A 22,995-nucleotide genomic window follows, 5' to 3' on the forward strand; every position below is an offset into this window, starting at 1 on the left:
TTTATTAATAAGTGGTTTTTTTTTGATTATTTGTGTTGAAGCGGCATTTTTTTATGGTGTATTCTCAAATTTTACTCATTTTAAGGTCAACCGTAATTTTTATAAACATAAAAGCACCTCTGTGAAGAGGTGCTTTTAACTTACTAACTCAAAATTAATCATATGAAGTCAAAATTAATGGGGAATTCTGCTTCGATAAATTAACATCAAAATCTATACCAAAAAACTCCTATTGTTGTTAATCATATGTTAATTTGAATAATTTTTTAAATTAAATGTTTTTCAGCCCTATAAGATGATCGAACTAGCGCACCACTTTCTACATATTTAAATCCTAGTTCAAGACCTATTTCTTTGTATTTGTCAAACTGGGCTGGAGTCACAAATTCATGCACTGGTAAATGTTGTTTGCTAGGCTGAAGGTATTGACCTATTGTAACGATATCAACCTTTGCCTTATGCAAATCATGAAGTGTTTCGATAACTTCATCTTCTTTTTCACCCAGACCTAACATAATACCAGATTTGGTTCTCTGTTGCCCGGAATCCTTTAGGTAAGCCAATACCTCAAGACTACGATCATATTGCGCCTGAATTCTAACTTCTCGTGTTAAACGCCTTACCGTTTCCAGGTTATGAGAAATTACTTCAGGAGCTACTTCTATGATGCGGTCAATATTTGTTTTATCTCCTCGAAAGTCGGGTATTAAGGTTTCTAAAGTAGTATTAGGATTTGTTCTTCTGATGGCTTCTACGGTTTCTGCCCAAATTATAGAACCACCGTCTTTCAAATCATCTCTGTCAACAGAAGTTATTACAGCATGCTTGATTTTCATTAAGTAAATAGAACGAGCTACTTTTTCGGGCTCATCCCATTCAACCGTTTCAGGTTTCCCTGTTTTAACCCCACAGAATCCACAGGAACGCGTACAAATGTTGCCAAGTATCATGAAGGTTGCTGTTCCTTCTCCCCAGCACTCACCCATATTCGGGCAACTACCGCTTGTACAGATAGTGTTTAATTTATATTTATCAACTAAACCGCGAAGGTCAGTATATTTTTTACCAACAGGAAGCTTAACCCTTAGCCAATCTGGTTTCTTTATTCTTGGAGTGATAACCGAATTATCCGACATTTTTTATCGCTTTAAGTTTGCAAATTTACGAAGAATAATCTTAAGCAAAGAAGTCGATTTGTAAGGATAATAATGATCTTAGATTCTAAGGTTGATAATCGTTATTCATATTCATTAGTTTTATAATGAGCCCTATTTGCCCGAGGTGATACAAATCATGATGAATCATGCCCTTCATCACAAATGAATAGGAATAGTAACCTTTAAAATCTGTATCAAAATAGGTTTCATCTAGAAATGAATCGTTCTTACTTTTGAGCAGCGCAACAAGTTCGGTTAAACTTGCTTCATAATTTCTAAGCAATTGATATTTCCCAATTGATTTTAGTGCTTCATTAGATTGCCAGTTTGAAGGGTGATCATCTGTGATGCTTCCTTTCCCGGTTTTTATTTTTATGATGGTTTCTTTTCTCCATGTAATGAGATGTGAAATGATTTCGGCAATGCTATGCATACTATTTTCCTGATGATAAAACGCTTTCTCAGTAAGTGATTTTAATTGTTGCTGAAAGTTAACACCTATCCAGTTTTTTCCTCTTTGGATTTGTATAAGTTGAATTATAAGGTCATCAATAAGTATTCTCATGTTTACATGGCTTTAAATGTAATTCAATCGGTAGCTTCAGCTTTTCTAAAGATCTTCTCTAAGCCAGGATTAACAAAAAACGATCAAAGAAGCAGTTGTACTAAATAAAGGCTCCTTTGATCATGACCTTGTCTATCAGGTTGCTACCAAAAGCATAAGGTATAAAATGATAAGAAGGAATATCTTTTGTTATGATAAGGTTCGCAAATTTTCCTCGCGTGATACTTCCGTGAGTTTCACTAATTCCCATGGCATAGGCGCCATTAATCGTAGCAGCGTTTATGGCTTCTTCAGGGGTCATTTTCATTTTAATACAGGCTGTGGCTACTACAAAATTCATATTTCCACTTGGTGTTGATCCCGGGTTAAAATCAGTTGCCAATGCCAAAGGCAGTCCTTGGTCAATCATTGATCTGGCAGGTGTATAAGGGATACTCAAAAAATAAGAGCAAGAAGGCAAAGCAACCGGCATCACATCGGTTCCCTTTAAACTGTCTATGTCTTTCTGCTGCATAACCTCTAAATGATCCACGCTAAGTGCTTTATATTTTACACCGCTTTGTACACCTCCAATGCTATTAAATTGATTGACATGGATCTTTGGCTTTAAACCATGCTTTGCCCCGGCTTTTAAAATTCTTTCAGTTTGTTCGACGTTAAAATAACCAAGTTCGCAAAAAACGTCTATAAAATCTGCTAGTTTATCGGCTGTAACCATAGGTATCATGGTCTCACAAATCAGGTTGATATAAGCATCAGGATTATCTTTAAAAACTGAAGGGAAGGCATGTGCTCCTAAAAACGTTGCCTTAATCGAAACAGGGAATGAACCAGCCAGTGTTTTGATCACTTGTAACATTTTAAGCTCTGCTTCTGGTGTTAAACCATAACCTGATTTGATTTCAATAGCTCCGGTTCCTAATTTCATAACCTCCATAAGTCGTTGAGAAGATTGCTCAAACAGTTCTTGTTCAGAGCTATCTTGTAATTTTTTTGCTGAATTGAGTATGCCGCCACCTCTTTTAGCTATCTCCTCATAGCTCAGTCCATTTATTCTGTCAACAAATTCTCCTTCGCGATGACCGGCAAAAACAATGTGTGTATGTGAATCGCACCAGGCAGGCAGAATGATCTGTCCTCTGGCATCTATGACCTGGTCTGCATTGAAGTCTTCAAGGTCATCCATCAATCCGAAATCTTCTATTTTTTCGCCATCAACTCTCAAATAAGCATTTTTAATTGATGGCAGCTCTTTCATTTCAATTCCTGATACTTTCTTGATACTTTCATCCCTTATTTGTATAAGTTCTTTGATGTTGAAGATTAAAGTTTTCATGAATGTGATTCGAAGATTTTAGTTAAGGCTAATTTAGTCAATAAATGTTGTGAATGAAACGAATAAAGTTATAATTGTTTTGCATAAAAGCAGGATAAAATTATCCATATAAGTATCTTTGTGAAAATTTTTAAAAATGAGTAGAGCCATTTATATCGCTACTGGTGAGGCAGAAAGTGGAAAATCAATCCTGACACTTGGAATGATGCGTATCCTATTAGGAAGAACTAGGAAAGTAGGGTATTTCAGACCCATTATTGAAGTGCCGGATCCATCAAAAAAAGACAATCATATTGAAACCATATTATCCCATTTCAATCTTGAAATGGAATATGAAGAATGTTATGCGCTGACGGGAGCAGAAGTGATTCAAAAGAAGACTGCTGATGAAGACGGAGAAATATTAGATGCCATCATAAAAAAGTATAAAGCCTTAGAAGATAGATTTGACTTTATTCTGGTTGAGGGAACTGATTTTTCTGGCGAAGCAGTTTTTGTAGAATTGGATGTCAATGCAGTCATTGCCAAAAACCTTGGTATTCCTGTTATTCTGGTTGGCACCGGAAAGGACAAAACAACAGATGAATTAGTCACTAACCTGCATCTGGCCTATGACTCTTTTATGGATAAGGAAGTAAAAGTATTGGGTATTGTGGCGAATAAAGTTGATGAAAACCAAGTAGACAACATTGCTCAAATAATTAAGGATACTGTTAAAGAAGAGATTTTTATTGCAGTGATTCCAATGATCAGGAGCTTGAATAATCCAACCATTAAGGAAATTGTTGATGAATTAAAAGCAACTATTTTGATTGGAGAGGACCAGCTTGATAATCAGGTTGAGAATTCTGCGGTAGGGGCAATGCAATTGCGAAACTTTCTGCAACATTTGAAAGCGAATTGCCTCGTGATTACACCTGGTGATAGAGCTGATGTCATATTAAGTTCCTTGCAAGCCAGTATATCTGATAATTATCCTAAGATTTCCGGAATATTACTTACCGGAGGATTATTGCCTGAAGAACCTATCATGCAGTTGATCAAGGGCTTGAGAGAAATAGTGCCTATTCTGGCCATCGAGAAAGGAACTTTTGAAGTGGCAAACAAAATTGGTGCTATCCGGTCACATATTTATCCAACCAATGACCAAAGGATATATACTTCATTAAACACTTTTGATAAGTACGTCAATATAAGTGATTTAACTAGAAAATATTTAACTTTTAAACCTAAGGGATTAACGCCTCGGATGTTCCAGTATGATCTTTTGAAAAAGGCACAAAAAGTTAAAAAACACATTGTGCTTCCAGAAGGAACGGATGAAAGAATTTTATTGGCAGCTGCGCGACTGACTGTTCTGGATATTGTAGAAGTTACACTTCTTGGAGACAAAAACAGCATTGAAGAGAAAATAAAGGAGCTAGGGATTAGTATGAATTTTGATCGTGTAAAAATTATAGACCCTGTTTCTTCACCTCAATTTGATGACTATGTAAAAACATTTTATGAATTGAGAAAGCACAAGAACATAAACATGAGCATGGCACAGGATCTTATGCAAGATGTATCTTTTTTTGGCACCATGATGGTATATAAAGGAGATGCAGATGGGATGGTTTCGGGAGCTGTTAATACAACGCAACATACAATCAGGCCTGCGCTTCAGTTTATCAAGACCAAACCCAATGTTTCAGTAGTTTCATCCATCTTCTTTATGTGTCTAGAAGACAGGGTATCTGTGTTTGGTGATTGCGCGATAAATCCAAATCCAACAGCAGAACAATTGGCTGAAATAGCAATTTCTTCAGCCGATTCAAGTGCTGCATTTGGTATTGAGCCTAAAGTAGCGATGCTTTCGTATTCTTCCGGATCATCTGGTCAGGGAGCTGATGTTGATAAAGTTCGAAAGGCAACTGAGATTGTGAAGGAGTTGAGGCCAGATATAAAAATTGAAGGGCCCATTCAATATGATGCAGCGGTTGATATTAATATTGGAAAGAAAAAATTACCGGATTCAAAAGTGGCAGGCGAAGCAAGTGTTTTGATTTTCCCGGATTTGAATACAGGAAACAATACTTATAAGGCGGTTCAAAGAGAAACTGGAGCGATTGCCATAGGGCCGATGCTTCAAGGATTAAACAAACCTGTAAATGATTTAAGTCGCGGCTGTACTGTAGACGATATTTTTAATACGGTTATTATTACTGCGATACAAGCACAGTAGTATGCGTGAAATGATAGACGGGAGTATCGTTATTAGAGAGGAGGTTCAGGAGGATCAGGCGAGGGTATTTCAACTTGTCAAAGAGGCTTTTATTGATGAAGAGTATAGCGATCATAAAGAACAATATTTGGTCGAGAGATTGAGAAAATCAGATGGCTTTATACCAGAACTTTCTTTAGTTGCTATATTTAACTCTAAGATTGTAGGTTTTGTTTTATTGACAAAAGCAGCAATAAAAAATGAAAAGAGACTACATACAACACTTGTCTTAGCTCCTGTTGCTGTTGATAAGGCTTTTCAAAATAGAGGTGTGGGAGCAGCATTAATCAGTTTTGCACATAAAAAAGCTTCATTAATGGGATATGGATCTATCGTCATTATTGGACACAAACATTATTACCCTAAATTTGGATATCAAAAGGCGTCAAAATTTGGGATCCATTTTCCGTTTGAAGTACCGGATGAAAATGGATTTGTCATAGAGCTTAAAAAAGATGAATTATTAGGGATAGAAGGAGAACTTGTGTATCCTAAAGAGTTTTTTGAAGCATAATTTATAAAAAGAAAAACGTAATACATGAAAATATTAGTAATCAATTCAGGAAGTTCATCGATCAAATTTCAGTTGATTGAGATGCCGGAAAAAAGCGTTTTAGCAAATGGAATGGTCGAAAGAATTGGATTGGATGGATCTAAAATTCAATTAAAAGTAAATGATGAGGAGTTTGAAGAGCTGCGTTCTATAAAGAATCACGAGCAAGGTCTTGAAATGATTGCTGGAATTTTGCTTGAACCATCAGTTGGTTTGCTCAAAGATGCTGATGAAATTGATGCAGTAGGACATAGAGTAGTTCATGGAGGAAGTTCTTTTTCAAAAACTGTTTTGATTGACGAAGATGTTAAGGAGAAAATTAAGGAATTATTCAGTTTAGCACCTTTGCATAATCCACATAATTTTAAGGGTATCGAAGTTTCGGAAAAAATCTTTAAACGCGCTGCACAAATTGCAGTCTTTGATACAGCATTTCATCAAAGTATGCCTGAAGAGGCCTTTAGATACGCCATTCCAGAAACGCTCTATTCAGATCATCAAATTAGAGCTTATGGTTTTCATGGTACAAGTCATCGTTATGTTTCGAAGGAAGCTATTGATTATTTGAAGAAGAATGATTCAAAAATTATTACAGTTCATTTAGGGAATGGCTGTAGCATAACAGCAATAAAAAATGGGAAAAGCATTGAGCATTCTTTGGGCTTTGGCCCAATGAATGGTTTGGTAATGGGTACAAGAAGTGGCGATATTGATCAATCCGTTATTTTTTATATGATGGATGAATTAGGATATAGTTCAAATGAGGTTAAAAAAATCCTTCAGGAAGAGAGTGGGATGGTCGGTCTTACTGGTTACAGTGATCTTCGCGAGATAGAAACCAATGCCGAACAAGGTGATGCGGTATGTAATCTGGCCTTAAAAATGAATGCCCATCGAGTAAAAAAATACATAGGCGCTTATGCTGCTGTTTTGAATGGTATTGATGCCATTGTATTTACTGCTGGAATAGGAGAGAATTCAAACATGATGAGAGAATTGATTTGTACTGACCTTGAATTCTTAGGAATTGAATTGGATCATGAGAAGAATGATGTTCGCGCTAAGGAGCTTAGGGAAATTCAAAAAGCTACCGCCTCTGTAAAGATTTTAGTGATTCCTACTAATGAGGAAATTGAAATTGCCAAACAATCGTATCAGTTGGTAAAGAATTTGTGAATTTGAAAGTTAATACCGACCAATTTTATTTGGTCGATTACATAGATTGGTAAGAATTAATTAAATTAGGCGTTTGAATTTTTAATTTCTGAAAATGTCTATACCTCAAAAACAAGAATATCCTCCTTTTTACCAACCTTATATTGATGTTCTAGAGGGTGAACCCAATTTGATGGATTCGCTTGAAATGTCGCTTGAGCTTTTTGAGCAAGTATTATATGACATTGAAGATTCCAAACAGACATATCGATATGCTGATGGTAAATGGACAATAAAGGAGTTAGTTCAGCATATGATTGATGCTGAACGTGTATTTGTTTATAGGGCATTGAGGTTTTCAAGACAAGATGAAAAACCATTGTCAGGATTTGATGAAAATTCATATGTTACAAACTACGACAGTAATAATCGTGAATTTACAACCCTACTTGACGAATTTTGTTTGCTACGGAGATCTAATATTTTAATGTTTAAAGATTTTAGCGTTAAGGAGCTAAGTTGCGCAGGAACTGTAGAAGGACTATCGATTTCTGTGAGGGCTATTGCATTTATTTGCTCAGGCCATGTATTGCATCATTTAAAAATAATTCAAGAAAGGTATCTTTAGGTTTTATACTATTATTTTGGCAATTTCATAATGAAAACTAGATTCTATAAATTTTCATTGAAGAATTCTGAACATTTGTCAAGGTTAATCGCAGTATTTTGCACTAACATGTAATGCCCGAAAATAGATTTTAAATCAGAATTAAGTAGAGTTAATAAACAAACAAGAGTTGAATAAAATGGAGAATAACTTTGACGCGATTGTTATAGGTACTGGGATATCAGGAGGATGGGCAGCTAAGGAACTTTGCGAGAACGGATTAAAAACCCTTGTTCTTGAAAGGGGCAGGATGGTAAAACATGTGTTAGATTACCCTACAATGCATGATGAAAACTGGGATTTTAAACACAGAAACAGAATAACACCAGAGGAGAAATCAAGACAAGAGAAGCAATCAAGAACAGGATATACTACCGCTGAGGCTAGTAAACATTGGTTTGTGGATGATATTGAACATCCCTATTCAGAAACCAAAAGGTTTGACTGGATGAGAGGCTATCATGTTGGAGGAAGATCGATTACATGGGGAAGGCATTCTTATCGCTTAAGCGAAATGGATTTTGAAGCAAATAAAAAAGATGGGAATGGTATTGACTGGCCCATCCGATATAAAGATATTGCGCCTTGGTATGACAAAGTGGAGGAATATATTGGTGTCTGCGGTACTAATTTGGGATTACAGCAACTTCCTGATGGGAAGCTCACCGAAGCAATGCCCTATAATTGTGTTGAAGCAGATTTTGCCGAAAGAGTTGCCGATAAAATGGATGGCAGGGTGGTGACCCAGGCAAGAGTAGCTCATATTACCGGAGACAAAGCACATGAAGGGAGAAGTAAATGTCAATTTCGAAACAGGTGTATAAGAGGTTGTCCTTTTGGGGGATATTTTAGCAGTAATGCTTCAACTTTGCCCGCAGCCGAAAGAACAGGTAACATGACCCTCCGGCCCAATTCTATAGCCTATGAAATTGTCTATGAGGAAAAAACTAAAAAAGCATCAGGGGTAAGGGTAATCGATACAGAAACAAAAGAAAAATTATTTTTTGAAGCTGAAGTTGTTTTTTGTTGCGCATCTGCGATCGCTTCAACGGCTATTTTGATGCAATCTAAATCAGAAAGATTTCCAAACGGACTGGGTAATGATCATGATGAATTAGGACGTAATATAATGGACCATCAGTTGGGAGTAGGCGCCTATGCTGAGGTAAATGAGCATGAGGATAAATACTATAAAGGGAGAAAACCAGGGGGCTTTTATATTCCTAGGTTTATAAATTTAGATAAAGATACGGAGCATCCAAGCTTTAAAAGAGGATATGGTTATCAAGGCTCAGCCAGTAGACAGAATTGGAGAAGGGCCGTGGCAGAACTTAGTTATGGGAAAGATTTAAAAGATGAACTTGTAAAACCTGGGCCATGGGTAATAGGCATGGGTGGCTTTGGGGAATGTCTTCCATATCATGATAATAAAATAGTATTAAACTACGAGAAAGTTGATAAATGGGGGCTCCCCACAGTTGTTTTTGATGTTGAGTTTAAAGAAAATGAAAGGCTCATGCGAAAAGATATTCAAGAACAGGCTATTGCAATGCTTGAAGCCGCTGGGTATGAAAATGTAAAAGGTTTTGATGATCCTAATCAATTTGCACCCGGATTGGCCATTCATGAAATGGGGGGAGCTAGAATGGGGAGAGATCCCAAAACGTCAATTCTGAACAAATACAATCAAGTGCATAGTGTTCAAAATGTATATGTAACTGATGGTGCCTGTATGACATCTGCCGGATGTCAGAATCCGTCACTTACTTATATGGCAATTACCGCGAGAGCTGCTGATCATGCTATAAAGGAATTTAAGAAAAATGCTAAAAATAGATCATGAACAGAAGAGATATAATTAAAGGATTAGGACTGACCTTTGGCTATGCTGTTGCGGCTCCGTCTGTGCTAAGCATTTTGGAATCATGCAGCACAAAGAAAGAAGATTTATGGGAAGCTGTTTTTTTAAATGGCAACGAGAAACATTATATAAGTCATTTGGTAGATATTATCCTGCCTGCCACGGATACGCCTGGAGGACTAGACGTAAATTTACCTCAATTTATAGATATGATGTCTCATGATATGTTGAGGTCTGAAGAACAAGTGATTTTTAAAGATGGGAGTCTTGTTTTTGCCCAACGGTTTAAAGATAAATTCAATAAGGATATAGGTGAGTCCAACAGAGATGAATTGGCTGAGCTGTTTGCAAATTATTTTGATTTAGAACCTGATGTTCAATCAAAAGTGCTGACAAGACAGCGTAAAGAGCTTGATAAAATAGAGCTGTCCGAAATGGACGATTATAAGATGTATTCTTGTTTGATACAGATTAGAAAGCTTTCATTGTTTGGATATTTTACCTCTGAAAAAATTGGCAGAGAAGTCCTTAATTTTGATCCAATTCCAGGGAGCTACGATCCTTGTATTCCAGTAGCTGATATAGGCAATGCTTGGACCATATAATGATGTTTGAAAAATAAGATTCAATGAAAAGAAAATCAATCCCTGCTTTAGCTGCTATGCTGCTGTTGCTGAACTTTGTGACTTACGGTCAAAATAATGAGAAAATGAAATCTAAAAAAGCCGAATTATGTTATGAAATAGAATCCAAATTGGGTGAGGGAGCATTTTGGGACCATAAAGAACAAAGATTGTATTGGGTTGATATTGAAGGTAAAAAAGTCCATTTATTTGATCCCTCTAAAAAAACAAACACAACTTTTGATACCCCTTCAAGGATTGGCACGATTGTTCCAAAAAATAAAGAAGAAGCGGTCATCGCATTAGAAGATGGAATTTATATCATCAACACATCAAATGGTGAGATTAAATTGTTATCAGATGTTGAAGCGAAAATGACCTATAACAGGTTTAATGATGGGAAATGTGATCCGAATGGAAATTTATGGATTGGATCGATGCATTTAGATCAGTCTGAACCCAAAGCTAATTTATATAAGGTCAACCAAAAAGGGGATGCGAAGAAAATGTTGGATAGTGTAACCATTTCAAATGGTATTGTCTGGACAAAAGATAAAAGCATCATGTATTATATCGATACGCCAACAGGTCATATTAGAGCATTTGATTTTGATGCTGAGAACAGTACGATTTCGAATGAACGTATAGCAGTTATCATCCCTGAATCATTAGGTTTTGGTGACGGAATGACTATAGATACAGAAGATAAATTGTGGGTTGGTTTATGGAATGGCGATGCGGTAGCCCGTTTTGATCCCTTATCAGGGAAATTGATAGAGAAAATTGAAGTACCTGCTCATAATGTAACCTCCTGCTCATTTGGAGGAAAGAATTTTGATACTTTGTACATCACAACTTCAAGTCTAGATATGACAGAGGAGGAAAAGATAAAGTACCCTTATGCAGGTTCATTATTCACTGTGAAACCTGGTATTGTTGGGGTGGCAGGTAATTTTTTTGGTAAATAATATGATAGTTCAGGTTATAGGTGTTAGCGGCTGTGGTAAAACAACCATAGCGAGAAATCTTTCTAAGGAAATGGGAATTCCTTATTATGATGCGGATGATTTTCATCCTAAAGAGAATGTTGAAAAAATGAAGAATGGTCAGGCACTTGATGATTCAGATCGTGCTTCTTGGCTGAGTTCTTTATCAGGGCATCTGCAAAAATGGGAAAAGGAGGGAGGAGCCATATTGGCTTGTTCAGCCCTAAAGGAGAAATATAGAGCTGTTTTATCACAGGGTTTAGAAGATTGCCGTTGGGTTTTTCTTGCAGGAGATTATGACCTGATCTATAATAGAATGAGCAGCAGGAAAGGGCATTATATGAGTGAACATATGTTGAAATCTCAATTTGATGCGCTAGAAGTTCCATCTTATGGAATACATATTGATATAAATAAATCTCCTGAGGAGATTATAAATATTATTAAATCGAGTCTATGAGTGACATAAAGAGTGAATTTGGGGTGTTTGGCCTCGGTGTAATGGGCAGTAGTATTAGTTTGAATATCGCAGACAAAGGCTATGAGTTATCTGTATTTAATAGAGCTGAAGGAGGAGAAGAAGCAGTGGTTGATGATTTTATGAAAGCGAACTCTCATTTGAAAAACCTTCATGGATTCACTGATCTTGATGCTTTTATTGAATCTATGGCTAGGCCAAGAAAGATTCTGATAATGATCAAAGCAGGACCAACTGTAGATCTGGTATTGAATAATTTGATTCCAAAACTTTCTAAGGGAGATGTTATTATCGATGGTGGAAATTCTCATTATATCAATACAAAGAGGAGGTTCGAACTATGTCAGGAACAAGGTGTCGAATTTATCGGAGCTGGAATTTCAGGAGGTGAAGAAGGTGCCAGAAAAGGTCCTTCAATAATGCCAGGAGGCAAAAAGGAGAGCTATGAGGTTGTTTCAAATGTATTGGAATCGATTGCTGCAAAGGACGACTTTGGGAAAACGTGTTGTGCATATATAGGACCTGAAGGCTCCGGACATTTTATAAAAATGGTTCATAATGGGGTTGAGTATGTTGAAATGCAGTTGTTAGCTGAAATCTACGCCATGTTATCTGTTCATAATTCGAACGAAGCTATTGCTAAAGTCTTTGAATCCTGGAGTCAGGGAGAATTATCTAGTTATTTACTTGATATTACCATTCAGATTCTTCGTAAAAAAGAAGGAGATGACTATTTATTAGATAAGATTTTAGATAAAGCTGGTAACAAAGGTACAGGTTCATGGTCTAGTAAGGCAGCATTTGACCTGGGTATACCCAACACAATGATGTCATCTGCGGTTTTTGCAAGATATATTTCGTCGTTTAAAGAAAGTAGGGTGGCGATGTCACAGAAAGTTAAAACGAATACAAATGACTTTAATCTACCTCAAACAGATGTGATCAAAGAAGCCTATAAGATGGCGCGCTTGATTAATCATCAGCAAGGATTTAAGCTCATGGAACTGGCTTCAGAAAGTTATAGCTGGAAACTTAATTTTTCTGATATTGCTAGAATATGGTCTAATGGCTGTATCATAAAATCTCATTTGATGAACTCACTGCATGAAGGGTTTAAAACACAAAGAGATTTGTTTCAAATGGATATGGTTTTTACAGATTTATTGGATCATGAGAAAGACTTAAGAGCGGTTTTGCAAGCTGGCTTAAATTCAAGGAGTTCTTTGCATTGTTTCACAGCAGCTTATTATTATTGGATAGACATGACAAGTGAGCGGCTACCTGCTAATCTCATTCAGGCTCAGAGAGATTTTTTTGGAGCACATACGTACCAGCGTACCGATGATCAAAGCGGTGATTATTTCCATACAAAATGGTGATGAAGCGCCAATTCTAATAAGATCATAATCATTTAGAATTCAGGGGGCTGAGCTCTTAATAAAACAATTGATTCGAATGCAATTATAATAAAAGGTCTGTTTTTTACGTTCTTAAATAAAAAATTGCGTAAAAATGAAAAATGACAGAATTGGAATCTCTAAAGGTTCTGATAAAAAACAGCGCAGTCAAAAGGAAATCTTTAACAGTAAGGCGCAGCGACTAGCAGAAAAGGAATACGAGGAATACTACAACAGGATTAGGCAGCTTAGCCGCGGTTTATAATCACCGATTTTTATAGTAATCTCTCACATAGGCCGATTTTTGGTTATGTGTCATATTTTCAGAGGTTTTAATATCTTTTAATTTAATAGCCATTTGGGGTATTTCGGAAATAAGTTTTTCAAGTCGGAACTTAGTTTGAGCTGGTCCGAAAAGTAATATTTCACCAGCCTTATCTAATTCTTTTAAAACCCGATGTAAGTATTTTTGGGTATACTCTTTAACCCGATTTTCTTTTCCCTTTTCATCTACCATATATTGATCACCAAATCTTCCGAATTGTTTTTTTTCTCCTTCAATTCGAATTCTAGTTTCAACATCAGAATAAATTGTTTTTGAGTAAGTAGTATCTCTACTTAAAGTGATAATATTTGCTTCTTTTTGATCGATCCAAACTCCTACCTTACGCATAATAGAAAAATTAAGTTAATACTCTATTTTATCGTCTTTTTCTTTCCAAGCTTTAAATGCCTTCACGGCGTTTTCTCTGTTGATCTGTTCGAAGGGAATGCTTCTTTTAGAGAGCTCAAGATCTAACTCTTTATATATAAATTCATCGTCAAAACCAATTTCCGCAGCATCGGTTTTGTTGCAAGCATAAAACACTTTTTTAGGTCTGGCCCAATAAATGGCTCCAAAGCACATAGGGCATGGTTCGCAACTTGTGTACAAAATGCAGTCGTCTAATTGAAAGGAATTTAGGTTTTTGCAAGCCTGCCTAATGGCCATAATTTCAGCATGAGCCGTTGGGTCATTATTCGATGTAACCTTATTGTTGCCGGTCCCAATGATTTCTCCGTCTTTGATTATAACACAACCAAACGGACCTCCATCGTTGGCAAGAACTCCTTTTATAGCAGCTTCAATTGCCAGATTCATAAAATTTTCGTCGCTATGAAAAGGTTCATCACCACTTTCATTTAGCGCTTTCGCTGCTTCATCCAAAAACTTTTTATTGAAACTGTTACACATGAATATTCACTGTATTTATGTTAGAAATAGAAGTATAGGTTTATCAATCCTATACTTCTATTTCAATAATTTACCTTATACTTTTAGGCTACCAACCATGTCTTCAGGTCTTACCCATTCGTCAAATTCTTCACCAGTTAAAAAGCCAAGATTGATAGCTTCTTCTCTTAATGTAGTGCCATTTTTATGCGCTGTTTTAGCAATTTTAGCCGAATTTTCGTAACCAATTTTAGTGTTCAAAGCGGTAACTAACATCAAAGAATTATTCAATAATTGTTTGATTTGTGGATAATTAGGCTCAATACCAATGGCGCAGTTTTCTTCAAAAGATGCACAGGCATCCCCAATCAATTGAGCTGATTGAAGTGCGTTTGCAGCCATTACCGGTTTAAATACATTTAGCTCATAATGACCTGTCATGCCACCAACAGTTATGGCTACGTCATTACCAATCACCTGTGCACAAACCATAGTTAAGGCTTCTGCTTGGGTTGGATTTACTTTACCTGGCATAATAGATGAACCCGGCTCGTTAGCAGGAATAATTAGTTCTCCAATACCACTTCTCGGTCCTGATGCCAGCATTCTGATGTCATTGGCTATTTTCATCAACGAAACAGCTAATTGTTTTAAAGCTCCATGTGTCTCAACAACAGCATCATGAGCGGCAAGTGCCTCAAATTTATTCTCAGCTGTTATAAATGGTAAGTCAGTAAAATCTGCGATATATTTCGCTACGAGTTCCGAATAACCTTCAGGAGTGTTAATTCCAGTTCCTACGGCAGTTCCTCCTAAAGCAAGTTCCGCTAAGTGATCTAAGGTATTATTTAATGCTTTTAACCCATGGTCAAGTTGAGAAACATAACCAGAAAACTCTTGACCTAAAGTCAATGGAGTCGCATCCATTAAATGGGTTCTACCTATTTTTACAACATTCGCAAATTCAATTGATTTTTGCTGTAAAGTATTTCTTAATTGCTCAACACCCGGAATGGTTGTTTCTACAATTTTTTTATAAATAGCAATATGCATTCCTGTTGGGAATGTGTCATTAGAAGATTGAGATTTATTAACATCATCGTTAGGATGAATAAATCGATCGTCGCCAGTAAGATCACCGCCATTATTTATATGGGCCTTATTTGCAATAACCTCATTACAATTCATATTGCTTTGAGTTCCTGATCCTGTTTGCCATATCACTAAAGGAAATTGATCAAAAAGTTCTCCTGCCAGAATTTCATCACAAACAGCCGCAATTGCGTCTCTTTTTTCTATTGGAAGCACTCCAAGATCGTGATTTGTATAGGCAGCTGCCTTTTTTAAATAAGCAAATCCTTCAATGATTTCCTTTGGCATGGAAGCTTCTTCGCCAATTTTAAAATTATTTCTTGACCTTTCGGTTTGAGCTCCCCAATATTTTTCTGCGGGTACTTGGACTTCGCCAATAGTATCGTGCTCTATTCTGTATTTCATAAGTAAAAATTTTGTCCTTCTATTAAGGTATAAAGATACAAAATAGCTAGTAAAATCGATTTGAAATAGGCTTGTATTTTAGCTTTTGAAAGGATTAAATAGGGGCAGTAGAATACTGGGTTTCCTATTATGAACCAAACTGTTCACCATCACCACCACCTGATCCATTGCGTTGGCGTTCACGTTGTTTTTTCTGATTGAGTCGATACGTAAAGGAAAGTCTAAACTGTCTTTCTCTCCATTGGAATGCACTATTTTGAATAAAGGAATCCGTAGTCGTTTCCGAAACTCTCTTCCTGGAGTTGAACACATCATCCACATTAAAAACGAGGGTTCCATTTCCTTTTAAAATATCTTTACTAAATGCTAAATTCATTGAAAATATTCCCTCACTTTTAGTCTGAGAATTTTGCCTTGGGCCTCTAAACATCATGGTAGTTTGCCAATCTATATCGGCAGGTAAGGTAAGTTTTGAGCTTAATCTTGCAAACCAGCTGTTAAAACTAGATCCGTAATCGATTCCTTCATATTCTCCGTCTATTGTCGAGTTATAGAAATTAAAACTTCCATTAAATCGCCAATTTTTTTTAGGGGTATAGCTGGCTGAAAACTCCGTACCATATCTATCGTCAGTACTCAGGTTAATCGGTGTCAAACGAATGATTGGGATGCCATCTTCTGTAGTCTCGCCTGTGTCTGTTCGAATAAACTGGAATACATCTGTTGCATGACTATAGTAAACAGATGTGTTAAAGGTTACTTTTTGCCACCTTTTATAATAACCAAGATCAACGCCATGAGATATTGAAGGATCTAAATCAGGATTCCCCTGGAATATTGTCGTTCGACTTGATTGAGAAGGAAAAGGGTTGATAAATCTTGATCTCGGCCTTCTGATTCTGCTGTTATAACCTAATGTCAGGTTTTCACTTTCAGTGAATTCATAAACCAGGTTTGCGGTGGGGAAGGCGTTGACATAATTCTTTTGATTTAATGAATCGATATCTTTCCCTGTTGAACGTATGTCAATATCTGTACCTTCAATCCTCAGGCCGAGAAGCGCAGAGAATTTACCAAACTTATTCCCATATTGACCATATACTGCAGTTATCATTTCGTCATATTCAAAAAAGTTGGTGAGGCTATCATTAATAATAAAATCGCCATCATCATTTTCATCATAAAACTTATAATCATTTTGTCGATCATCACTGTTAATTCTAAACCCCAACTCAACTTGCTGTTTTTCACCAATTGGCAAAACATAATCACTCTGAATCAGAAAACGCTTTTGTACCTCGTCTGAATCAATTATTTGCGAGGGTTGTTCATTCATATCCGGAAAAGTTTCGGCATTGGTGATAAGACTGTTTTCAACATCGCTGTTATCTTGGTATTGCAGGTCTAGATCTATTTGATGTCCTTCTTTTTTGAATTTATGTAAGAAGTTGAGGTCATATTGATATACTTTGTCTTTAGATACTTCGTTTTCAATTCTAAGGGTCGAACTCGCCAGATCATCAAATTCGTCAAAAGCATCGAGCATATTTTCGGATACGCGGTCTCTATCTGAATTTCTGTATAAAAAACTTGCTGTAATAGAGGTTTCTTTCGCTATATAATACTCTATACCGAAATTGAGGTTTAAATTATCTCCACTCCTGAGATATTTAGTCTGTTCATTGGTTGATGCAAAACTGGCATCTGGCGAAAAGTAAGTTGTTTCAGCACTTGAATTACCCGGAGATTCACGATCAGAATAACCAATATTAGTGAAAAAATTCACATCCTTAAGTCTGTAATTAAGACTTGTTGAAAACCCATAGTAATCAGGAGACCCAAGGTTGATGGTTCCAACACCATTAAAACCGGTTATTTTATCCCTCCTTAAGATGATATTTAATATGCCTGCAGTTCCTTCAGCGTCATAACGAGCAGAAGGGCTTGTAATGACTTCCACTTTGGCAATGGCGTCGGCTGGAAATTGTCTTAGCGCCTCTGTATCATTAAGTCCAACCAATCCGCTTGGTTTCCCATTTATGAGAATTCTGACATTTTCATTACCTCTTAAGCTTACAACACCTTCTGCATCTACTGTTACAGAAGGAACATTATCGAGCACATCACTGGCAGTTCCTCCCTTTACGGTCATGTCTTTTCCTACATTGTAAATTTTCTTATCTAGTTTTACCTCTAAAGTGCTTTTTTCAGCTATTATTTCTACTTCATCCAATGATTCCGAGTCTTCTTCCATAAAGATTTCACCCAAATTCATATTTGCGTCGATGGCAACATCCTCAATATTGACTGTTTTAAATGATAGAAATTCGAAGCTAATATTATATCGACCTTTGGGAACTTCAACTAAAAACTTCCCTTTTCCATCACTCATTCCTCCAAAAACCTTATCACCTCTTAAAGGTCTTAAAATGACGGTAGCAAATTCAAGCGGGATTTTACCATTTTTTTCAAGTATTGTCCCTTTTATTTCTATCACTTCTCTTTTTCGTTCTGTGCCGCTGTTGGGTCTTTTGCCTTGTTGAGCCAATCCGATTAAGGGCAAAAAAAAGCATAATAAGAGGGCTATGATAATTATTCTCATGAGAAAGTTTAGCTGTAAGATTTTAAGACTTGAAATATAGACCTTAGTTTAATCTTGTTTTAGTTAAATATTTGTTAATATAAAATACTTTAGGAATTAATTGTAAAATGAAAAATATGTACTATTTTTGTGGCTTATTTATAACAAACGTCATTATGGAAATTGGTCAATTTTTAGGTTTTTTAGTATTCTTAACTGTATTTACAATGGGTTTTTGGATGTTGATCTTTCTTTTGACAACTGTAGTTCCTTATTGGTTGTTTGGTAACCTTATGGAAAGTTGGAAACTGAAGAAAGAAGCTAAAAAAGCAAAATCTAAATAATATAAAAATAAAAGCCTGTGAAAACAGGCTTTTTTATTTTACCTGATCTTCTACTTCAAAAATATTCTTTTCTGTCTCCTTAGCTCTATTGTGTGAATTTCGTCTGCTACTTTTATTAAAGCGATAAGAGAAGGAAAGCAGGTATTGGGTATCAAAAATAAAACTTCTATGGGTTATGGTATTGGCTTCCAGTGAAGTGAAATCTGCCTTACGCGTATGAAATACGTCGTTTATTTTAAAACTTAATGTTGATTTACCTTCCCAAAAATCTTTAGAAATATTGAAATTCACATATTGAAAGGCTTTTAATTTGGTTAAGGCTGTCTTTTGAGTAGATTGATATAGATAATCAATATTCGCCCTCAAAGTATTAGAAATACGGTATAAAAATCTGAAGTTACCATATAAGACCCAATTTTCATAGTCGTAAGCATTATCAATTGTTTCAGATAAAACTGAAAAATAGGGACTAATCAATCCATATAAGCGAATTTTATTATTTGGATTATAGGTGGCTTCTATTTCCAGGCCTGTATAATTTAATGTTCCGTTATTTTTAGGTATGCGCCTGAAAATATCAAACCCATCACTGGTTTGATTACCAGTTTTTTCGAGAACATTCAGAATTCGATCAGTTGAATTGGAATAGAAAATAGCTGTATTTAAAGATATTTTTTCGAATTCATTATAATACTCTAGATAAAAATAATTCGTGTAATAAGGTTGTAGATACGGATTACCTACTAGGATAAATCGTTCATCTGTAAATGAGTTGAAAGGATTTAGTTCTGATATAGTTGGCCTGTCTATATATTTTGTATAACCTAGTGAAATGACATTTTGTTCATTAAAATTATAGGTTAGCAGTGCATTGGGGAATAAATCAGTATAATTATTCTCGAACTCCTCATCGATTGTTTTTTCAGTGATCGTAGTTTCAGTAACTTCTGTTCTCAGGCCAAGACTGAAACTGAAACGGTCGTATTGTCTGCTATAGTTGGCATAAAAAGCATAAATATTTTCTTTGTAATCGATCTTACTCGTAAAGTCAGCAATTGATTCAAATTTTGCTAGTGACGTATTAAAATTACTCGCAGCAAAATCATTACTATAATTACGAAAATTACCTTTAAAACCTGCTTCAAATTTCGCATTATCACTAATAGGTAAGGCATAGTCTATCTTGGTATAGAAATTGTCTACACTCTCATCCTTGACATATTTTTGTTCTGTTAAATCATCCCCGGGAAAGGTTTCAGTATTTAAGATATCAGTGTCATTATCGGCAAGACTGTTATCATATTTTAAGTCAGCAGACAACTGGTGCCCTTTATCATTAAATTTAGTTGCATATTGCACATAGGCTTCCAGAAATCCTTCATCCGAATTGTCATCAACTTCCCTGAAGGAAGATTTGATCAACTCGTCTATTGGCTGGTAATCATTGAGAAACAACTCAGAATCATAGTTTTTATTGGACTTCGTATAAAGTATCGATGTTGTTAATGTATTTTTTGTATCCAGGTAGAAATCACTGCCAATATTAAACAGAAAGCTATTCCTTTGACGATAATCAGTGCGTGTCTGATCAAAATTTCCGGTAGGGTTTTGCGTGTCATCAAGAAAGATCTGCTGGATCTCAGTATCTTTATTTTTGACTACATGATTGAAGCTTAAGGTAGAGTACATATTCACCTTGTCTGTTTTGTAGTTGACAAAGGTTGAAACTCCATCATTATCGGGGATTCCGAGGTGGGCTTCCACTGTTCCGTTATAGCCTTCAATTGACCTCTTTTTTAGAATAATGTTTAAAATACCACCGCCACCTTCGGCATCATATTTAGCAGATTGGGATATGATCTCAACTTTATTAATTGTATTTGCAGGGATAAGACTTAAAACATCAGCACTACTTCTTTGCCCGCCATAAGGCTTTCCGTCAACAAGAACTAAGGCGTTATTACCTCTGATCGTAATATTACCCTGAATATCAATTTGAACTGATGGTGTGTTTTCCAATACCGTTACAGCATTCCCCCCGATATTCGCAATATCTTTTGAGGCGTTGTATATTTTCTTTGTGAGTTCATGATCAACAAGGTTACTTGTTGCGATCAATTCTACTTCTTCTAAATTCTCAGTACTTTGACGCAATTCAATGAGGCCCATTTCCATGTCTTGATTTATGGAAAGAACATTAATTATAAAAGGTTGAAATGATAGTGATTCAACAATACAATAGTACTTGCCGTTCAGCACATTCAATTCAAAATAACCATCTTTATCTGTTACATCTCCTATCAACTCTTGTGTATCCATATTCTGGAATGTCACCGTTACAAACTGCAATGGCAAGTGCGTGTCGGCGTCTTTGACGCGACCGTTAATATGATTTATTTGCATGCTAACCTGACCTGATAAACTGAAGGAGAGGAGAAACATGATCAGGATACTTATTAATTTCATTACAAAATGGTGTAATCCGATAAATATAGATTATTCAGTATTATAAAAAAATAGTGGTTTAGGGGTATTTTTGGTCATTAACATTATGATTGTTAATGATCAGATAATAGTACTTATTTTTTCAATTGGTCTGCCTATCACAGCAGCATCACCATTTACAATAATTGGCCTTTCTATGAGCTTAGGGTTAGCCACCATGGCTTCAATTAACTCATTTTCAGAAAGGTTCTTGTTTTTATATTGCTCCTTCCAGACAGCCTCATTTTTCCTTACAAGCTCTATGGCAGGAATATGTAGCTTTTTTAAAAGATCTTTTAATTCACTTTCGGTCAAAGGATTCTTTAAGTATTCGATAATTTCCAGATCAACATTGGCCTCCCGTAACATAGCTAGACCTTGTCTGCTTTTGCTACATCTCGGATTGTGATAGATTTTCATTTTGGTTAGTTTGTTTGTTGGCTAGCAAAAATAATTCATTTTTTGATCATGATAAAATGAGGAAGGTTTAATTTATATTATAATGAAAAAAAAAAAGACCGCTGGTGAATATTTATTGGGTTCAACTATATTTGTTCCATGATTTTAACTGATACGCATACGCATCTTTACGCTGAACAATTTGATGAAGATCGTGAAGAAGTAATTCTAAAAGCCCTAGAATTGGGCATTAAAAGGTTCTTTATTCCAGCCATCGATTCGAGTTATTACGACAGGATGTTTGCACTAGAAAAGGCATTTCCAGAAAATGTGTTTCTCATGGCGGGTTTGCACCCAACTCATGTGAAGGCTGATTTTAAAGAAGAGTTAGCAATCGTTAAAAAACAGTTAGAAACAAAACAGTTTTATGCGATAGGTGAAATTGGTATGGACCTTTATTGGGATAAATCTTTTATCAAAGAACAGCAAGAAGCTTTTCGCATGCAGATATTATGGGCCAAGGAAAGAAAATTACCCATTGTAATTCATTGTCGTGATGCTTTTGATGAAATCTTTGAAATTATGGATGCGGTTTGCGATGATGATTTGAACGGAATTTTTCATTGTTTTACGGGCAATAAAGAACAGGCTGAAAAAATTATTTCATATGGTTTTAAGCTGGGTATAGGCGGTGTCATAACTTTTAAGAATGGAGGGCTGGATAAATTTATGTCAGCTATTCCTTTGGAACACATTGTACTAGAGACAGATTCACCTTATCTTGCTCCAGCTCCGTATAGAGGCAAGCGGAACGAAAGCAGTTATTTAATAAATGTTCTGGGTAAACTTGTTGATATTTATGGCATAGATCCCGAGGAAATTGCAAAAATAACGACTTCTAATTCTAAGCAAGTATTCGGTATATAAAAGTAGGCTATGAGCGATAATGAACAATGTTTCTTCAAAACTCCCATCGGTACGGCAAGAATTGTAGGAAATCAAGAAGGAATCTCTGAAATATCGGTTTTGAATGAGGAGTTAGACAGTACACAACTTGTTCCGGAAGTTTTACTTGAATGTGTGAAACAGTTAACTGAATATTTTGAAGGAGAAAGAAAGGATTTTTCTATAAAAATAAACCCTAAAGGCACAGATTTTCAAAAAACGGTATGGGATGAATTGTTGAATATTCCATTTGGAAAGAGAACAACCTATATGAAGCAGACTTTGAAATTAGGTAATGAAAAAGCTATTCGAGCAGTGGCAAGTGCCAATGGTAAAAACCCAATCTGGATCGTAATACCATGTCATAGGGTAGTAGGATCAGATGGGTCGCTTACAGGATATGCAGGTGGCTTATGGAGAAAGAATTGGCTACTGGAACATGAAAGCCCTTCTGGCCAGACGAGTTTATTTTAGCTCTTAGACCAAAAGAA

Annotated in this window: 21 protein-coding genes; 12 read left to right on the plus strand and 9 right to left on the minus strand. The window is 36.0% G+C overall.

Annotation, left to right across the window (positions count from 1 at the left end; all coding sequences use genetic code 11):
- Positions 1-266 precede the first annotated feature (266 nt).
- The 3 genes from lipA to hutI all read right to left on the minus strand — a co-directional run bounded on the left by lipA (position 267) and on the right by hutI (position 3,058).
- Entirely contained in the window at positions 267-1,136 is an 870-nt protein-coding gene (gene lipA, locus QWY87_RS12080) for a lipoyl synthase (protein ID WP_290291512.1), read from the minus strand.
- Between the two features lie 85 nt (positions 1,137-1,221).
- Positions 1,222-1,722, minus strand: coding sequence for a DinB family protein (locus tag QWY87_RS12085; RefSeq protein ID WP_290291513.1), 501 nt, complete (start codon positions 1,720-1,722; stop codon positions 1,222-1,224).
- A 100-nt stretch (positions 1,723-1,822) separates the two neighbouring features.
- Complete coding sequence (gene hutI, locus QWY87_RS12090) at positions 1,823-3,058, minus strand: imidazolonepropionase (RefSeq protein ID WP_290291514.1); 1,236 nt, start codon at positions 3,056-3,058, stop codon at positions 1,823-1,825.
- A 136-nt stretch (positions 3,059-3,194) separates the two neighbouring features.
- Between hutI and pta the strand changes: the two genes are divergently transcribed.
- From pta to gnd, 9 genes are all read left to right on the plus strand, one after another.
- Entirely contained in the window at positions 3,195-5,282 is a 2,088-nt protein-coding gene (gene pta, locus QWY87_RS12095) for a phosphate acetyltransferase (RefSeq protein ID WP_290291515.1), read from the plus strand.
- A 1-nt stretch (position 5,283) separates the two neighbouring features.
- A complete protein-coding gene (locus QWY87_RS12100; protein WP_290291517.1) occupies positions 5,284-5,835 on the plus strand; it encodes a GNAT family N-acetyltransferase in 552 nt (183 codons plus the stop codon).
- 24 nt (positions 5,836-5,859) lie between these two features.
- On the plus strand, positions 5,860-7,050 hold the full coding sequence (locus QWY87_RS12105) for an acetate/propionate family kinase (RefSeq protein WP_290291520.1): 1,191 nt from the start codon (positions 5,860-5,862) through the stop codon (positions 7,048-7,050).
- A gap of 94 nt (positions 7,051-7,144) precedes the next feature.
- Positions 7,145-7,657 (plus strand): DinB family protein, encoded by a 513-nt coding sequence (locus QWY87_RS12110; protein ID WP_290291522.1) that lies wholly within the window; start codon positions 7,145-7,147, stop codon positions 7,655-7,657.
- Between the two features lie 178 nt (positions 7,658-7,835).
- A complete protein-coding gene (locus tag QWY87_RS12115; RefSeq protein WP_290291525.1) occupies positions 7,836-9,539 on the plus strand; it encodes a GMC oxidoreductase in 1,704 nt (567 codons plus the stop codon).
- Positions 9,536-10,162, plus strand: a complete 627-nt coding sequence (locus QWY87_RS12120) for a gluconate 2-dehydrogenase subunit 3 family protein (protein WP_290291527.1) — start codon at positions 9,536-9,538, stop codon at positions 10,160-10,162. Before QWY87_RS12115 ends, QWY87_RS12120 begins: the two co-directional genes overlap by 4 nt.
- Before the next feature lie 23 nt (positions 10,163-10,185).
- Complete coding sequence (locus QWY87_RS12125; protein ID WP_290291528.1) at positions 10,186-11,148, plus strand: SMP-30/gluconolactonase/LRE family protein; 963 nt, start codon at positions 10,186-10,188, stop codon at positions 11,146-11,148.
- Position 11,149: 1 nt separating this feature from the next.
- Positions 11,150-11,626: a gluconokinase gene (locus QWY87_RS12130; protein ID WP_290291529.1), complete on the plus strand. Its 477-nt coding sequence runs from the start codon at positions 11,150-11,152 to the stop codon at positions 11,624-11,626.
- Positions 11,623-13,023, plus strand: coding sequence for an NADP-dependent phosphogluconate dehydrogenase (gene gnd / locus QWY87_RS12135; RefSeq protein ID WP_290291530.1), 1,401 nt, complete (start codon positions 11,623-11,625; stop codon positions 13,021-13,023). The genes QWY87_RS12130 and gnd overlap by 4 nt, the downstream gene beginning before the upstream one ends.
- A gap of 283 nt (positions 13,024-13,306) precedes the next feature.
- Here the strand turns inward: gnd and QWY87_RS12140 are convergent, their stop codons facing one another.
- The 4 genes from QWY87_RS12140 to QWY87_RS12155 all read right to left on the minus strand — a co-directional run bounded on the left by QWY87_RS12140 (position 13,307) and on the right by QWY87_RS12155 (position 18,353).
- On the minus strand, positions 13,307-13,714 hold the full coding sequence (locus QWY87_RS12140) for a hypothetical protein (protein ID WP_290291532.1): 408 nt from the start codon (positions 13,712-13,714) through the stop codon (positions 13,307-13,309).
- 15 nt (positions 13,715-13,729) lie between these two features.
- The gene (locus QWY87_RS12145; protein ID WP_290291533.1) at positions 13,730-14,275 is read right to left on the minus strand and encodes a nucleoside deaminase; all 546 of its coding nucleotides are present in this window, start codon (positions 14,273-14,275) and stop codon (positions 13,730-13,732) included.
- A 75-nt stretch (positions 14,276-14,350) separates the two neighbouring features.
- On the minus strand, positions 14,351-15,751 hold the full coding sequence (gene fumC, locus QWY87_RS12150) for a class II fumarate hydratase (protein WP_290291536.1): 1,401 nt from the start codon (positions 15,749-15,751) through the stop codon (positions 14,351-14,353).
- 127 nt (positions 15,752-15,878) lie between these two features.
- Positions 15,879-18,353 carry a TonB-dependent receptor gene (locus QWY87_RS12155; protein WP_290291538.1) on the minus strand — a complete coding sequence of 825 codons (2,475 nt, stop codon included), beginning with the start codon at positions 18,351-18,353 and terminating at the stop codon, positions 15,879-15,881.
- A 107-nt stretch (positions 18,354-18,460) separates the two neighbouring features.
- On the opposite strand from QWY87_RS12155, the gene QWY87_RS12160 reads away from it, so the two are divergent.
- Positions 18,461-18,676 carry a hypothetical protein gene (locus tag QWY87_RS12160; protein ID WP_290291835.1) on the plus strand — a complete coding sequence of 72 codons (216 nt, stop codon included), beginning with the start codon at positions 18,461-18,463 and terminating at the stop codon, positions 18,674-18,676.
- Between the two features lie 33 nt (positions 18,677-18,709).
- Here QWY87_RS12160 and QWY87_RS12165 read toward each other — a convergent pair whose 3' ends face one another.
- Both QWY87_RS12165 and arsC read right to left on the minus strand, forming a co-directional pair.
- The gene (locus tag QWY87_RS12165; RefSeq protein WP_290291540.1) at positions 18,710-21,142 is read right to left on the minus strand and encodes a TonB-dependent receptor; all 2,433 of its coding nucleotides are present in this window, start codon (positions 21,140-21,142) and stop codon (positions 18,710-18,712) included.
- A 99-nt stretch (positions 21,143-21,241) separates the two neighbouring features.
- Entirely contained in the window at positions 21,242-21,580 is a 339-nt protein-coding gene (gene arsC, locus QWY87_RS12170) for an arsenate reductase (glutaredoxin) (protein WP_290291542.1), read from the minus strand.
- Positions 21,581-21,718: 138 nt separating this feature from the next.
- Between arsC and QWY87_RS12175 the strand changes: the two genes are divergently transcribed.
- Together QWY87_RS12175 and QWY87_RS12180 are read left to right on the plus strand one after the other, a co-directional pair.
- Positions 21,719-22,486 (plus strand): TatD family hydrolase, encoded by a 768-nt coding sequence (locus tag QWY87_RS12175; RefSeq protein WP_290291545.1) that lies wholly within the window; start codon positions 21,719-21,721, stop codon positions 22,484-22,486.
- Between the two features lie 9 nt (positions 22,487-22,495).
- The gene (locus QWY87_RS12180) at positions 22,496-22,978 is read left to right on the plus strand and encodes a methylated-DNA--[protein]-cysteine S-methyltransferase (RefSeq protein ID WP_290291547.1); all 483 of its coding nucleotides are present in this window, start codon (positions 22,496-22,498) and stop codon (positions 22,976-22,978) included.
- Positions 22,979-22,995: the final 17 nt, after the last annotated feature.

Source organism: Lutimonas halocynthiae (assembly GCF_030409835.1).
GTDB classification, from domain to species: domain Bacteria; phylum Bacteroidota; class Bacteroidia; order Flavobacteriales; family Flavobacteriaceae; genus Lutimonas; species Lutimonas halocynthiae.

What these genes read in the sequence shown, in the direction of transcription:
- QWY87_RS12100 (WP_290291517.1), top strand. Translation starts at nt 5,284, where the DNA reads ATGCGTGAAATGATAGACGGGAGTATCGTTATTAGAGAGGAGGTTCAG.
- pta (WP_290291515.1), top strand. Translation starts at nt 3,195, where the DNA reads ATGAGTAGAGCCATTTATATCGCTACTGGTGAGGCAGAAAGTGGAAAA.
- hutI (WP_290291514.1), bottom strand. Translation starts at nt 3,058, where the DNA reads ATGAAAACTTTAATCTTCAACATCAAAGAACTTATACAAATAAGGGAT.
- QWY87_RS12115 (WP_290291525.1), top strand. Translation starts at nt 7,836, where the DNA reads ATGGAGAATAACTTTGACGCGATTGTTATAGGTACTGGGATATCAGGA.
- QWY87_RS12120 (WP_290291527.1), top strand. Translation starts at nt 9,536, where the DNA reads ATGAACAGAAGAGATATAATTAAAGGATTAGGACTGACCTTTGGCTAT.
- QWY87_RS12110 (WP_290291522.1), top strand. Translation starts at nt 7,145, where the DNA reads ATGTCTATACCTCAAAAACAAGAATATCCTCCTTTTTACCAACCTTAT.
- QWY87_RS12130 (WP_290291529.1), top strand. Translation starts at nt 11,150, where the DNA reads ATGATAGTTCAGGTTATAGGTGTTAGCGGCTGTGGTAAAACAACCATA.
- QWY87_RS12180 (WP_290291547.1), top strand. Translation starts at nt 22,496, where the DNA reads ATGAGCGATAATGAACAATGTTTCTTCAAAACTCCCATCGGTACGGCA.
- QWY87_RS12145 (WP_290291533.1), bottom strand. Translation starts at nt 14,275, where the DNA reads ATGTGTAACAGTTTCAATAAAAAGTTTTTGGATGAAGCAGCGAAAGCG.
- QWY87_RS12165 (WP_290291540.1), bottom strand. Translation starts at nt 21,142, where the DNA reads ATGAAATTAATAAGTATCCTGATCATGTTTCTCCTCTCCTTCAGTTTA.
- arsC (WP_290291542.1), bottom strand. Translation starts at nt 21,580, where the DNA reads ATGAAAATCTATCACAATCCGAGATGTAGCAAAAGCAGACAAGGTCTA.
- QWY87_RS12155 (WP_290291538.1), bottom strand. Translation starts at nt 18,353, where the DNA reads ATGAGAATAATTATCATAGCCCTCTTATTATGCTTTTTTTTGCCCTTA.
- lipA (WP_290291512.1), bottom strand. Translation starts at nt 1,136, where the DNA reads ATGTCGGATAATTCGGTTATCACTCCAAGAATAAAGAAACCAGATTGG.
- fumC (WP_290291536.1), bottom strand. Translation starts at nt 15,751, where the DNA reads ATGAAATACAGAATAGAGCACGATACTATTGGCGAAGTCCAAGTACCC.
- gnd (WP_290291530.1), top strand. Translation starts at nt 11,623, where the DNA reads ATGAGTGACATAAAGAGTGAATTTGGGGTGTTTGGCCTCGGTGTAATG.
- QWY87_RS12125 (WP_290291528.1), top strand. Translation starts at nt 10,186, where the DNA reads ATGAAAAGAAAATCAATCCCTGCTTTAGCTGCTATGCTGCTGTTGCTG.
- QWY87_RS12140 (WP_290291532.1), bottom strand. Translation starts at nt 13,714, where the DNA reads ATGCGTAAGGTAGGAGTTTGGATCGATCAAAAAGAAGCAAATATTATC.
- QWY87_RS12160 (WP_290291835.1), top strand. Translation starts at nt 18,461, where the DNA reads ATGAAAAATATGTACTATTTTTGTGGCTTATTTATAACAAACGTCATT.
- QWY87_RS12175 (WP_290291545.1), top strand. Translation starts at nt 21,719, where the DNA reads ATGATTTTAACTGATACGCATACGCATCTTTACGCTGAACAATTTGAT.
- QWY87_RS12105 (WP_290291520.1), top strand. Translation starts at nt 5,860, where the DNA reads ATGAAAATATTAGTAATCAATTCAGGAAGTTCATCGATCAAATTTCAG.
- QWY87_RS12085 (WP_290291513.1), bottom strand. Translation starts at nt 1,722, where the DNA reads ATGAGAATACTTATTGATGACCTTATAATTCAACTTATACAAATCCAA.